Raw genomic sequence first — 12,813 nt, forward strand, 5'->3', positions numbered from 1 at the left:
GGTTCAGGCCGGACGCGCCTGCGTCGCATGGGCGGCCCGCCAACGGTGTGCCTGCTCGGCGGCCGCCGCCATCGCCTGCGGCGACAGATCCAGCTCGGACTTCTTGCGGTTGCTGGCTGCCGCCAGTTCGCTGGCTTCGGCGGCCAGCGTCAGCCACATGCAGGATTTCTCGTCGTCGCGCACGACGCCGCGCCCGCTGCCATACATGCCGCCCAGGTTGAACTGCGCCAGTGCATGGCCCTGCTCGGCCGCCTTGCCGTACCAGCTCACGGCCAGCTCCTCGTCGCGCGCCACGCCCAGGCCGTTGGCGTACATCACGCCCAGATTGTTCTGCGCGCTGGCGTCGCCCTGCTCGGCCGCGCAGCGATACCAGGCCACCGCGCGCGCCTCGTCCTTGGCCACGCCGTGGCCGTTGGCGTACATCACGCCGACATTGAACTGGGCGTTCGGCGCCCCCTGCTCGGCCGCCAGGCGGTACCACTCCAAGGCCCGCTGTTCGTCGCGCGCCACGCCGCGTCCGCGCGCGTACATGCCGCCGAGGTTGTACTGGGCCAGCACATGGCCGGACTCGGCGGCGCGGCGATACCAGGTGAAGGCCAGCTCGTCGTCGCGGTCCACGCCCTTGCCGTTGGCCAGCATGATGCCGAGATTGAATTGCGCGTCGGCGTCTTCCTGTTCCGCCGCCCGCAGCAACCAGGCATAGGCACGCAGCTGGTCGGCCACCACGCCCTGCCCCTCGGCATAGGCCACGCCCACCAGCCGCTGCGCGACGGCGCAGCCCTGGGCGGCGGCCTGCCGGAACCAGGCCAGGGCCTGCCCGTCGCTGCGCGCCACCCCGTGGCCGTGCTTGTACATCAAACCGAGATTGAGCTGGGCGCTGGCATCGTTTTGCAGCGCCGCCTTGCGGAACCAGGCCAGTGCCAGCGGATAGTTGCGGCGCACCCCCATGCCGTGCACATAAGCCTCGCCCAGCAAAGTCTGCGCGCTGGCGACACCCTGCTCGGAGGCGCGGTAGAACCACGACAAGGCGGTTTCGTCGTTGCGCGCCACGCCGCGGCCCTTCTTGTACATCTGCCCGAGATTTTGCTGCGCCGAGACCTCGCCTTGCAGCGCTGCCGCGCGAAACCAGCGCACGGCTTCCTTGTCGCTATGGGCGACGCCGCGGCCGTTGAAATACATCACGCCCAGGTGATTCTGCGCGAACGCCAGCCCCTGCTGGGCCGCCTTGGACATCCAGTAAAAGGCGCGGACCTCGTCGCGCGCCACATCCTGCCCTTTTTTATAGACCAGGCCCAGATTGAACTGGGCGTAAGGATTGCCGCGTTCGGCCGCCTCCCGGTACCAGAGAAAAGTGTCGTATCCTGCCCTCGCCGAGCTTTGATTCTTCATGGTACACCTCTGGCCAACACCACAACAATGTTGGTTAAAGTGTAAAACGCGGCCCCGGCTCGGGTTTGACTACGCTCAAACGAGCCATAGTGAAATGATATCGTTTCTAGTGATGGGCCACGCGAGGCGCGCCATCCGGTTTGGGACCCAATGCATAGACGGCAATGGCTATTATCGTCAGGCACCAGACGATCAAGGCGCCCGACGGCAAATCGTAGAGCGTCGACAGCACCAGTCCGCTGGCGTAGCCGGCTGCGCCGATCAGGTAGGCCAACACCAGGCGTTTCTTGCCGACATAGTGACGCACGGCCAGGCCGGGAACGATCAAGCTGGTGAACACCAGATATACGCCCACCAGTTGCACCGACGCCGTGACCGCCAGCGCGAAGATCAGGTAGAAGCCCAACCGGCTCAAGCGTTCGCGCAGGAAGTACAACAGCCCGCAGATCACCACCGTACCGATCGCCGGCAACAGCAGCTGTTCGTAGCGCACCCACAAAATCTGACCGGCCAACAAATCCTGCAAGTGTTCGCCGCCGTGCGGATTGTGGGCCACCAGCAGCAAGCCGGCCGTCGCGGCCAGGATGAACATCACGCCGATCTGCGCTTCCTGCACTTCCGGCCAGCGTTTTTCGGTCCACGTCAGCAGCAGCGCGCCCAGCACGGCGGCGGCGGCGGCGGCGGCCTGCACCGCCCAGCTTTGCGGATCGAGCTCGGCGGCGCCGGCGATGATCACGCCCAGCGCCGCGATCTGCGCGATCGCCAGGTCGATAAACACGATGCCGCGCTTGAGCACCTGCGCGCCCAGCGGCACGTGGGTCAGCAGCACCAACAGGCCGGCCAGCAAGGCCGGCAGGACGATCATCAGATCGAGCGCTTCAGCGTTCATTTATTTGCATCCATCAAGCGTTGTACAGTCGAATCGAACAGGCCGAACAAGTCTTTGCTCTTGTCGTCGCCGCCGACGGAGAACGGCAGCACCACGGCCGGAATCTTGGCGTGCTCGGACAGCCACTGCGAGGCGCGGCCATCCTGGTAGGCGGCGCGTATCACCATCTTGGCCGGCGCCCGCTGCAACTGCGACAGCAGCTCGGACAGGTGCGCCGCGCTCGGCTCCACGCCCGGCTTGGGTTCCAGCGTGCCGACCTGGTGCAGGCCCAGCCAGCCCATCAGGTACTCCATATTCTTGTGGTGCTCGACCACGGCCACGCCTTTCAATGGCGCAGCCTGCTTCTCCCACTTGAGCATGGCAGCATCCCAGCGCGCCGCGAAGTCCTTCTGGCGCGCTTGATAGTAGGCGGCGTTGGCCGGGTCCAGCTCGGCCAGGCGCTTGGCCAGCGCCACGGCGACCAGCGCGATATTGTGCGGATTCTGCTGGATGTGCGGATTGCCGGCGGCATGCACATCGCCCTCGCTGCGGTCGACCTTGTTCGGCACGTCGAGGCGCGGCACGAAGGCGCCCGCCTCGAAGTTGCCCGGCTGGCCGGCGGCGATCTTGCTGTTGCCCGATTGCTGGACCAGCACCGGCAGCCAGCCCACTTCCAGCTCCAGTCCGGTGCACACCAGCAGGTTGGCGTTGCGCGTGCGCGCGATCAGGCTCGGCCGCGCTTCGATGCGGTGCGGGTCTTGCAGCGCGTTGGTGGCGCTGGAGACCTTGACCTTGTCGCCGCCAAGCTCGTTGGCCAGCGCTTCCCATTCCGGCTCGCAGGCAAGTACGTTGACGGCGGCGTGCGCCGAGGTGGCCGCTACGCAGGCTGCGGCGACCAGCAGATGTTTGAGTGTGCGTTTCATGCCTGCTCCTTTAGAACGAGTGGGCCGCGTGCGTGCCCAGGCTCATGATGTATTGAAGGAAAATCTGGTTGTCGGTGACACCTGGACGGGACTGGTCGCGCGCCAGTTGCAAGCGCAGGCGCGAGAATTCGGACGGGCTGTAGTCGATCATGAAACTGCTGCGCGACGGGTTGTAGGCTTCGAGTATCGGCAAGTCGGCCCAGGCCAGCGCGCCGCTGTCGATCAGGCCGATGCGCTGCGAACCGGACGACAGCCGGTCGTAGCGCAGGCCTGCGCGCCAGGTCGGCATGAACTGGTAGACGCCTTGCACATACCAGCCCGACTGCATGCTGCGGTAGTTGCCGCTGGCCGCCGCGTCGGTCTCGACCGCGTAGTTCAGCGTGCCGCTTTCCTTGCGGCGGAAGTACTCGCCTTGCAGCTTGAAGTTGGTGTTGGTCGGGTTGCCGTTCGGCGCCCATTTGTAGATGGCGTCGGCGATCCACATCGTCGATTTTCCGCTGAAGCTATTGCTCAGGCCCTGGTCCTGGTAAGCGCGCCGTTCGGCGCCCGTATGCAGGTAAGACACACCCGCGCGGTAGCTGGACGAATTGCCGATATCGTCGCCAAGGTGGGCGAACACGCTGACGGCGCCGGCGCCGTTCTTGTTGCGGTCGTTACCCGGGAAGGCGGTGCCGTTGCCGGCCTCCATGCCGACTTCCAGGAACTGGTCGAGCGGCGCCAGCCACTTGGCTTGCACGCCGTCCGGCTTGTACTGGCCGCCGAGGAAGGCTTGATACGCCAGCGGCGCGTCGACGAAGTCCCAGGTGTGGGCGTGCTGCCCGTTCAGGTAGCCGATCGATGACAGGAAACGGCCGGCCTTGATGTTCAGGCCGTTCTCCATGGCGCGCGTCTGCACGAAGGCTTCTTCAACGCTGACTTGGTTCTCGCCGTTCAGCGAGAAGGTCAGTTGGCCGGCGAACTGCGGGTCGATATTGGCCGCCATCGTCAGTTCGGATTCGCCCAGGTTGAAGCCGCGCTTGCCGGGACCTGCCTCGCCGCCGCTTGGCGCGAAGCCCTGCAGGCGGTACTGGGTCGGGTCCTGCTTCAGGTTTTGCAGCGTGCCGCCGAGGATCATCGAGATGTTCGGGTTGAACAGATTGCTGGCCGGGTTGGCGCCGCCGGTCGGCGCCGGGTTGGCGGGCGCTGCCGGCGTTTCGACGTATGCGGCGACCGCAGGCGTGGCGCCAGCGGCCTGGGCCGAAGCCGCCGGCGCACCGATCGCCGCGATCTGCGCCTTGGCGGCGGCGTTGTCAGCCTGAGCCTGCTGCAAGCGCTGCTCCATCGCCTGCAGACGCGCCTCGTAGGCCTGCTTCATCTGGCGGATCTCGGCGCGGATTTCCGCCAGTTCCTTCTGTTCTTTTTTATCTGCGGCGTAGGCCTGCGGGGCCGCCACGGCCACGCTCAAGGCGGCCATCATCACTTTGTGTTTCAACATGTCAAATCCTGTAGATAGCTACGATAAGCCGCACCTCTGCGGAAGCGGCAGCGGTGACGGATCAAGGGTGTGCGATCAGGACAGGACGGGCGGCGCGCGCGATCGGAAGCCGCAGACGGTGCGCCGGCAATCGAGCGGCGCCGGCGTATGGGTGACGGCCACCGACGTATTGGCAGCCAGCGGGAAGGAATAGAAATGGGTGTCGGCGGCGGAGGCGATCTGCGCAAACGCCAGGCATTGCGCGCAATTGTGATCCAGCCCCAGCTTGGTGATACCGCTGCTGGCATCGTCGTCCTGCTGCACGGCGGCCTGCACCACGCCGTTCGCAGCCGTAGCGTGCGACAGCGCGTGCGAGTACCCCATCTGCTGGGAGAACACCAGCAGAAGCGACAGCAGCACATACAAGAAGTTGCGGCGTATATTCACAAAATACCAACTATCGGACCATCAGTGCCGGTATTGTAATGCGCGCCACAGATTTTCAGCGGACTTTTTGTTTTTCGAGGAATTGGTGGACTTTGGCGGCCGCCAGTTTGTTGATCGCCACCAGCAAGGCCGGATCGACGCCGGCGATGCCGTAGGTCGAACCGATGTGCTTGCCGATGTGGATCAGCACCTCGGCCGCCACTTCCGCATCCGACTCGGCCCGGTGGGCAGCGCTCTTGAAACGGATGCCCAGCTCGCCCGACAGATTGCCCAGCTTGTAGCTCGACAACTTGGGAAACACGCGGCGCGACAATTTCAGCGAGCACACCAGCGATTGGTAGCCGGGCGTCAGGCCCAGCCGGGCCGCCTCGGCGCGCAGGAACTTATCGTCGAAGCTGGCGTTGTGGGCCGACAGCGCGTCGCTGCCGATAAAGTCCAGCAGCTCCGGCACCACCTGCGACACCGGCGGCGCGCCATCGACCATCGCCTGCGTGATGCCGGTCAGGCCGGTGATGAAGGACGGTATCCGCACATGGCAGTTAATCAGCGTGACATAACGCTCGACCACCTTGCCGCCGACGATGCGCAACGCCGCCACCTCGGTGATGCGGTCGCCCATATCGGGCGACAGGCCGGTGGTCTCGAAGTCGAGCATGACGATGGGTTGGTCGAGCATGGTGTTCCTTTTAATTTAGCCGAACTTGCGCACGGCATCCAGCGCCAGGCCGGCGCCGATACTACCGAACAGGTCGCCTTCAACCTTGCGGGCCGTCGGCACCAGCGCGCCGATGCGCTCGCGCAGCATGCGCACGCCGCTGGAACCGCCGGTGAAGAATACCGTATCCACGTCGGCAGGCGCCACCCCGGCGTCGCGCAGCAGGCTCAGCACGGTGTTCTCAACCGAGCCGACCAGGTGGCCGATGGCGTCGTCGAACTGCGCGCGGTCCAGCTCCAGCGTCACCGGCGGCGACAGGCGGTCCAGCTCCAGCTGCACCTTGACGGCGTCGGACAGGGCGATCTTGCCCTCCTCGGCCTTCATCGCCAGCCAGTGGCCGGCGCGCTGGTCGATCAGCTTTTGCAGGCGGCCCAGCTTTTCCTGCTCGGCCGAATCGCGCAACAGGTCGGACAGCTGGGTCCACATTTTCTTGGTGTAGGCCTGGTTGATGGTGTGCCAGGTCGCCAGGTTGAAGAAGTAGCTGGACGGCACTTCGCTGTTATTGCGCAGACGGCTGCCGTAGCCCAGCAACGGCATCACGGACGACAGGCTCAGGTATTTATCGAAGTCGGTGCCGCCGATGTGCACGCCGCCGTTGGCCAGGATGTCGTCGCGGCGTTCGGTCTTGGTGGCGCGCTCGGGCGACAGGCGCACCAGCGAAAAGTCCGAGGTACCGCCGCCGATGTCGGCGATCAGCACCAGTTCCTCGCGGGTGATCTGCGACTCGTAGTCGAACGCCGCGGCGATCGGCTCGAACTGGAAGGCGATGTCCTTGAAGCCGACGGAACGGGCCACCTCGGCCAGCGTATCCTCGGCCAGTTGGTCGTTTTCCTTGCTGTCGTCGATAAAATGAACGGGGCGGCCGAACACGGCCGACGTGAACTGGCGCCCTGCCGACTGCTCGGCGCGGCGCTTCACTTCACCGATGAATTGGGCCAGCAGCGCGCGGAACGGCAGCGCGCGGCCACCCACCTCGGTCTGACCGTCAATCAGACTGGTCCCGAGCAAACTCTTCATGGAGCGCATCAAACGCCCCTCGTAGCCGGCCAGATATTCGGCCAGCGCTGCACGTCCGAAGGTGACTTCTTCGTCCTCGGCGTTGAAGAAAACCACCGACGGCAAGGTGGTCTTGCCGTCTTCCAGTCCCAACATCACCGGGTGTCCGGGACGCACCCAGCCCACCGTGGAATTTGACGTGCCAAAATCGACGCCGCAAGCAATGGCCATGTCGACCCTTCACGTGAATAAAGGGGCGTTATCTTATCAGAAAACCCCGTCTTTCAGGAAAAATTGCAGCGGGACCACACCTGGTTCAATATTTCTTGAAAGAAAATCGATTATTATTGCCATTGAGTAAGTTTTTGATTATGCTCGATTAACTAACGAAGATGCAAGCAACACCACGCACGTAACGAGACGATGACCAAGACCAAGCCGACAATCGAAGTCTGCGCGACTGAACACAAAGCCAGTATTGCCCGTGAAGCCCGCCGCGTCACCTCGTATGACGTGGCGCTGGTGGCTGGCGTATCGCAATCGGCGGTGTCGCGCTGCTTCAAGCCCGGCGCCAGCGTATCCAAGTCCACCCACGCCCGGGTGATGAAGGCCGCCGCGCTGCTGGACTACATCCCCAATGCCGCCGCCCGCAGCCTGATCACGCGCCGCTCCAACATGGTCGCGGTGCTGATCACCAACCAGGCCAACCTCTACTACCCGGAACTGCTGGCCGAACTAAGCCAGCAGCTGACCACCCTGGGCAAGCGCGTGCTGCTGTTCCCGCTGGCGCGCGAGTCCGATGTCGAGCGCGTGCTGGCCGACGTCTGGCAATTCCAGGTCGACGGCGTGATCGCCGCCGCCCGCCTGTCGGACGAACACGTGGCCGAATTCGAGCGCCGCCACATGCCGCTGGTGCTGTTCAACCGCACCCTGCGCGACCAGTCGGTCAACACCGTCACCTGCGACCATCTGGAAGCGGGCCGCATGCTGGTCTCGCGGCTGGCCGCCGCCGGCCATCGGCGCTTCGGCATCATCGGCGGCAGCGCCGATTCCAGCGTCGCCAGCGAACGCCATCGCGGCGCCTGCGAACGCCTGGCCGAACTGGGCCTGCCGCCGCCGGTCGTGGTGCCGGGCGAGTACGACTATAAAAGTGGTGCCACCGGCCTGAAAGCGCTGATCGCGCAAATGGGCGGCGTCCCGGACGCCATCATCTGCGGCAGCGACGTCATGGCCATCGGCTGCCTCGATTGCGCCCGCCACGAGCTGGGCATCGACGTGCCGGGCCAGCTGTCGGTGGCCGGCTTCGACGCGGTCGAGCCGTCCAACTGGCTGAGCTACAACCTGACCACGCTGCGCCAGCCCATGCCCAAGATGGCCAGCGCGGCGGCCAGCCTGCTGTGCACCGTCATCGACAGCCGTGAATCCCAGGTCGAACGGCGTGTGTTCAGCGCCCAGTTCATCGAAGGCGCCACCGCGCGCCTGCGGCCGAAGCCGGCCGCGCCGTCCGCGACGACGGCATCGGCCACCGGCATCCGCGTGCCGGCCGCTATAATGCAGTAAATGAACGATGCCAATCCTCCCCGCTTCACCCCGCAAGGCCTGATCCCGACTCCCGAGCAGACCGCCATTCAGCTAGCGCAGAACAAGGTGGTGCTGGTGGACGCCAACGCTGGCGCCGCCAAGACCACCACGCTGGCGATCCGCATCGGCGAGGCGCTGGCGCGCAAACTGGCGCCGGAACAGATCCTGGCCCTGACCTTCACGCCGGAAGCGCGCGACGTCATGCGCCAGCGCCTGCTCGACGTCGGCGTGCCCCATGCACTGGCCAGCCGGGTCGCCGTGCTGACCTTCGAGGATTTCGCCGGCCTGCAACTGGACCGCATCGACGGCGACGACCTGCGCCAGTGCGCCGAGGCGCGCCAGCTGAAGGATTTTGCGCTGGCCGCGATCGACCGCGTGAGCGAACGCTATGCCGGCCGCCTGGAAGACCTGAACCTGCAAACCCATAGCATCGCGCTGGCCCAGTTCCTCGACGTGCAGCTGCAACTGAAGGCGACGATGGCGCTGGCCGCCGACGTCGAATACCTGGGCATCGAGGAAGTCGCCGAAACCATGGGCGTGCCGCTGACCGACTACCTGACCACGGTGGAATACGAAACCCTGCGCCTGGACGGCGGCGCCGGCGCGGTGTTCCGCGGCCCGTTCGACGCCACCTACGACCTGGCCAGCAACCTGCAAGCGGGCGCGCGCCTGGCCGAGCACTTCCCCGACTACCGCCTGGTGCTGTGCGACGAGCTGCACGACCTGAACGAAGCGGCGTTCCAGATCCTCGACGCGCTGATCGCCAAGCCGCAGTGCTTCTTCGTCGGCGCCGGCGACAAGGACCAGGTGATCCACGCCAAACTGGGCGCCAGCGACGAATACCTGAACCGCCGCTTCGCCCAGAACTATCCAAAGCTGGTGCGCTATCCGCTGACCTACAGCTACCGCCACGGCCCGCACCTGGCCTACGCGATGGCGGAGTTCAAGCAGAAGGCGGTGGAATCGAGCCTGCCGCTGCACACGCAGATCCGCCACGCGCACTACGACAACAGCGCCGGCTGCGCACAGCAGGCCATCGCCGCGATCCAGCAGTGGAAGGCCGACGGCCATCCGCTCGACGGCTGCGCCATCCTGATACGCGACCGCCATCAATCGATGGCCATCGAGAACGCGCTGATCGAAGCCGACATCGACTACCGCACGCCCGCCATGGCCGGCTACCTGCAGCGCGACGAGATCCTGTTCCTGCGCGGCCTGCTGGCGATCGCGTTGAAGGACTTCGGCGCCGTCAAGACGGAGCAGGTGCGCAGCGCCATCGTCGACGCCATGACCGCCTTCAGCGAGATGCGCTTCTCGGCGCGCCGCATGGACAACTTCAAGGCCCAGATCATCAAGGACCCGGCGCTGCTGGGCGAGTTGTTCCTGATCGAGGACGAACGGCGCGACGGCGATGAGCCCAACTACCGCGACGTCGCCAGCCAAGCCACCAAGAAGGCCGTCATCGACACCATCGCCTGGCTGTCTGGCGTCGATCCGGCCACGCCGGCGGCGGCCGTACTGGCCGAGGTGTGCGAGCGGGTGAAACTGGTGGCGACGGCGCGCCGCATCTTCGTGCGTCCCTACGAAGCGGGCGTGGTCAACAAATCCGTGGCCGGCCTGCTGGAAGCGGCGGCCGCCTCCGGCCACACACTGGCCGAGTTCTGGGCCGCGCTCAACGCGCGCGAAGCCTTCGTGCGCCGCAAGCGCGAACGCAAGGCGGTGCTGATCGAATGCGTGGCCAACGCCAAGGGCAAGGAGTTCGACCACGTGATCCTGCCCTTCCTGCAAGCGGACGAGTTCCCGCATCCGATGCAGCCCAAGGCCGAGGAAGAGAACCTGTTCTACGTCGGCGCCACCCGCGCGCGCGCGCGCCTGACGCTGCTCTCGCCCACCGATGCGGCGCTGCGCAGCGGCTTCATCGCCCAAATGCGCCTGCCCAAGTCGGCCGCCGCCGCCGACGCCGCCATCGCCCGCAACCAGGCCAGGCCGGCCGCGGCTTCCGCCCCAGGAGCGCGCCAGTACCTGACGGCCACCTATCACGAGAAGGACCAGGTCAAGGCGTTGGGCGCGCAATTCGACATCGCCCGCAGGGCCTGGTTTGTCGAGGCGGGCAAGGATCTGGCCCCGTTTGCGCCCTGGATAAAAAAATAGTGCAGCAAGTTAATTTTTCTGAGGGAAACCCTTATATAATGTCGGTCGCGGCTGGTGTCCAAGCCTCACACCCCATGCACGTCCAAAAAATCTGAATCATTTCGGGAGCATTTCCATGAAAGCACAACAAAAATTCCTGCTGGCAGCCTGCGCACTGGCTGTTCTGAGCGCTTGCAGCACCCCAGCCCCAGTCGTCGCCCCAGCACCGGCACCTGAGCCAGTTAAAGTTGCGTCGCCTGCACCAGCTCCGGCTCCAGTCACCGCGCCAGTCGCCGTGTCCCTGCCGGCCTACCTGGACCCAAGCAGCTCGATCTACAAGAACCGCAGCGTGTTCTTCGACTTCGACAAGTACACCGTCAAGCCGGAATTCAACGCCCTGGTTGCCGATCACGGCAAGTTCCTGTCGGCCAATCCTAACGTCTCGATCAAAATCGAAGGCAACACCGATGAACGCGGCGGCGCCGAGTACAACCTGGCCCTGGGCCAGAAGCGCGCTCAAGCTGTGATCACCGCCCTGAAAGTACAAGGCGTGAAAGACAGCCAGATGGAAGCCATCAGCTACGGTAAAGAAAAAGCCACCGGCAGCGACGACGCAGCCCGCGCACAAAACCGTCGCGCAGACATCGTCTACCCAAGCAAGTAATTCAGTACGAAAGACGTCGCGACGTCTTTCGGCAACATCAGGTAATATCGGACGCCCGGCTCAACAGCCGGGCGTTTTTGTTTTGGGCTCTCCCGAAAGAGAGCTGTGCAAGCGCATTGTGTTCGTTATGCTGGACGTTTCCGCCCACCTCAAACTGCCCAAGGACGCTACATGAAAAACCTCACCACCGCAGCCGGCGCGCCGGTCGTCGACAACCAGAACACCCAGACCGCCGGCCCCCACGGCCCGGTCCTGCTGCAGGATGTGTGGCACCTGGAAAAGCTGGCCCACTTCGCGCGTGAAGTAATCCCTGAACGCCGCATGCACGCCAAGGGCTCCGGCGCCTTCGGCACCTTCACTGTCACCCACGACATCAGCAAATACACGCGCGCGGCGCTGTTCTCCGAGGTCGGCAAGAAGACCGATATCTTCATGCGTTTCTCCACCGTGGCCGGCGAACGCGGCGCCGCCGATGCGGAACGCGACATACGCGGCTTCGCCGTCAAGTTCTACACCGAGCAAGGCAATTGGGACGTAGTCGGCAACAACACGCCGGTGTTCTTCTTCCGCGATCCGCTCAAGTTCCCGGACCTGAACCACGCCGTCAAGCGCGACCCCAAGACCAATATGCGCAGCGCCGAAAACAACTGGGACTTCTGGACCCTGCTGCCGGAAGCCCTGCACCAGATCACCATCGTCATGAGCGACCGCGGCATCCCCAAGGGCTACCGCAACATGCACGGTTTCGGCAGCCACACCTTCAGCTTCATCAGCCCTGGCAATGAGCGCTTCTGGGTCAAGTTCCACTTTGTCTGCCAGCAGGGCATCGCCAACTTCAGCGACGCCGAAGCCACCGAGGTGGTGGGCCGCGACCGCGAAAGCTCGCAGCGCGACCTGTTCGACGCCATCGAGAACAAGGACTTCCCACGCTGGAAGCTGGCGGTGCAGATCATGCCGGAAGCCGAAGCCTCCAAGGTGCCGTACAACCCGTTCGACCTGACCAAGATCTGGCCGCACAAGGACTTTCCGCTGATCGATGTCGGCGTGCTGGAATTGAACCGCAATCCAGAGAACTATTTCGCGGAGGTCGAGCAGTCGGCCTTCTCGCCGGCCAATGTGGTCCCCGGCATCAGCTTCTCGCCGGACAAGATGCTGCAATCGCGCCTGTTCTCGTATGGCGACGCGGCCCGTTACCGCCTGGGCGTGAACCATCACGCGATTCCGGTCAATGCGCCCAAGTGTCCGTTCCACAGCTTCCACCGCGACGGCGCCATGCGCACCGACGGCAATCACGGCGCCGCCACCTCGTATGAACCGAACAGCCGCGGCGAATGGGCGCAGCAATCGCAGTTCGCCGAACCGCCGCTGTCGCTGGAAGGTGCGGCGGGCCACTGGGATCATCGGGTCGACACCGACTACTACTCGCAGCCCGGCAATCTGTTCCGCCTGCTGACGTCCGAGAAGAAGCAGCTGCTGTTCGAGAACACCGCACGCGCCATCCACGGCGTATCGAAGCCGGTGCAGGAACGGCACATCCACCACTGCACCCAGGCCGATCCGGCTTACGGCGCGGGCGTGGCAGCGGCGATCAAGGCGCTTGAAAGCACGCAATCAATCTTGTAAAAATAGTAAACATCGGTAAAATGG

Annotated in this window: 11 protein-coding genes; 4 read left to right on the plus strand and 7 right to left on the minus strand. The window is 64.7% G+C overall.

Translation table 11 applies throughout. The annotated features are described in order from the left end of the window. Positions 1-3: 3 nt before the first annotated feature. The 7 genes from AC07OK_RS13920 to AC07OK_RS13950 all read right to left on the minus strand — a co-directional run bounded on the left by AC07OK_RS13920 (position 4) and on the right by AC07OK_RS13950 (position 7,022). Positions 4-1,389 (minus strand): tetratricopeptide repeat protein, encoded by a 1,386-nt coding sequence (locus AC07OK_RS13920; RefSeq protein ID WP_494690852.1) that lies wholly within the window; start codon positions 1,387-1,389, stop codon positions 4-6. A gap of 106 nt (positions 1,390-1,495) precedes the next feature. After that, positions 1,496-2,278 carry a metal ABC transporter permease gene (locus AC07OK_RS13925; protein WP_494690853.1) on the minus strand — a complete coding sequence of 261 codons (783 nt, stop codon included), beginning with the start codon at positions 2,276-2,278 and terminating at the stop codon, positions 1,496-1,498. Next, positions 2,275-3,180: a metal ABC transporter substrate-binding protein gene (locus tag AC07OK_RS13930; RefSeq protein ID WP_494690854.1), complete on the minus strand. Its 906-nt coding sequence runs from the start codon at positions 3,178-3,180 to the stop codon at positions 2,275-2,277. The genes AC07OK_RS13925 and AC07OK_RS13930 overlap by 4 nt, the downstream gene beginning before the upstream one ends. Positions 3,181-3,190: 10 nt before the next feature. Further along, complete coding sequence (locus AC07OK_RS13935; RefSeq protein ID WP_494690855.1) at positions 3,191-4,654, minus strand: putative porin; 1,464 nt, start codon at positions 4,652-4,654, stop codon at positions 3,191-3,193. Between the two features lie 75 nt (positions 4,655-4,729). Then, positions 4,730-5,080, minus strand: coding sequence for a hypothetical protein (locus AC07OK_RS13940; RefSeq protein WP_494690856.1), 351 nt, complete (start codon positions 5,078-5,080; stop codon positions 4,730-4,732). 55 nt (positions 5,081-5,135) lie between these two features. Further along, a complete protein-coding gene (locus AC07OK_RS13945; RefSeq protein ID WP_494690857.1) occupies positions 5,136-5,756 on the minus strand; it encodes a 3'-5' exonuclease in 621 nt (206 codons plus the stop codon). 15 nt (positions 5,757-5,771) lie between these two features. Next, the gene (locus AC07OK_RS13950) at positions 5,772-7,022 is read right to left on the minus strand and encodes an Hsp70 family protein (RefSeq protein WP_494690858.1); all 1,251 of its coding nucleotides are present in this window, start codon (positions 7,020-7,022) and stop codon (positions 5,772-5,774) included. Between the two features lie 192 nt (positions 7,023-7,214). Here AC07OK_RS13950 and AC07OK_RS13955 point away from each other — a divergent pair, with 192 nt between their 5' ends. From AC07OK_RS13955 to AC07OK_RS13970, 4 genes are all read left to right on the plus strand, one after another. Then, entirely contained in the window at positions 7,215-8,351 is a 1,137-nt protein-coding gene (locus tag AC07OK_RS13955) for a LacI family DNA-binding transcriptional regulator (protein ID WP_494690859.1), read from the plus strand. Further along, positions 8,352-10,523, plus strand: a complete 2,172-nt coding sequence (locus AC07OK_RS13960) for a 3'-5' exonuclease (protein WP_494690860.1) — start codon at positions 8,352-8,354, stop codon at positions 10,521-10,523. 115 nt (positions 10,524-10,638) lie between these two features. Beyond that, positions 10,639-11,166 (plus strand): OmpA family protein, encoded by a 528-nt coding sequence (locus AC07OK_RS13965; protein ID WP_494690861.1) that lies wholly within the window; start codon positions 10,639-10,641, stop codon positions 11,164-11,166. A 171-nt stretch (positions 11,167-11,337) separates the two neighbouring features. Further along, complete coding sequence (locus AC07OK_RS13970; RefSeq protein WP_494690862.1) at positions 11,338-12,789, plus strand: catalase; 1,452 nt, start codon at positions 11,338-11,340, stop codon at positions 12,787-12,789. Positions 12,790-12,813 lie beyond the last annotated feature (24 nt).

Source organism: Duganella sp. GW821-FHT07G03 (assembly GCF_059418605.1).

Coding starts and splice junctions, on each gene's coding strand:
- AC07OK_RS13920 (WP_494690852.1), bottom strand. CDS start 1,389: ATGAAGAATCAAAGCTCGGCGAGGGCAGGATACGACACTTTTCTCTGG.
- AC07OK_RS13925 (WP_494690853.1), bottom strand. CDS start 2,278: ATGAACGCTGAAGCGCTCGATCTGATGATCGTCCTGCCGGCCTTGCTG.
- AC07OK_RS13930 (WP_494690854.1), bottom strand. CDS start 3,180: ATGAAACGCACACTCAAACATCTGCTGGTCGCCGCAGCCTGCGTAGCG.
- AC07OK_RS13935 (WP_494690855.1), bottom strand. CDS start 4,654: ATGTTGAAACACAAAGTGATGATGGCCGCCTTGAGCGTGGCCGTGGCG.
- AC07OK_RS13945 (WP_494690857.1), bottom strand. CDS start 5,756: ATGCTCGACCAACCCATCGTCATGCTCGACTTCGAGACCACCGGCCTG.
- AC07OK_RS13950 (WP_494690858.1), bottom strand. CDS start 7,022: ATGGCCATTGCTTGCGGCGTCGATTTTGGCACGTCAAATTCCACGGTG.
- AC07OK_RS13955 (WP_494690859.1), top strand. CDS start 7,215: ATGACCAAGACCAAGCCGACAATCGAAGTCTGCGCGACTGAACACAAA.
- AC07OK_RS13960 (WP_494690860.1), top strand. CDS start 8,352: ATGAACGATGCCAATCCTCCCCGCTTCACCCCGCAAGGCCTGATCCCG.
- AC07OK_RS13965 (WP_494690861.1), top strand. CDS start 10,639: ATGAAAGCACAACAAAAATTCCTGCTGGCAGCCTGCGCACTGGCTGTT.
- AC07OK_RS13970 (WP_494690862.1), top strand. CDS start 11,338: ATGAAAAACCTCACCACCGCAGCCGGCGCGCCGGTCGTCGACAACCAG.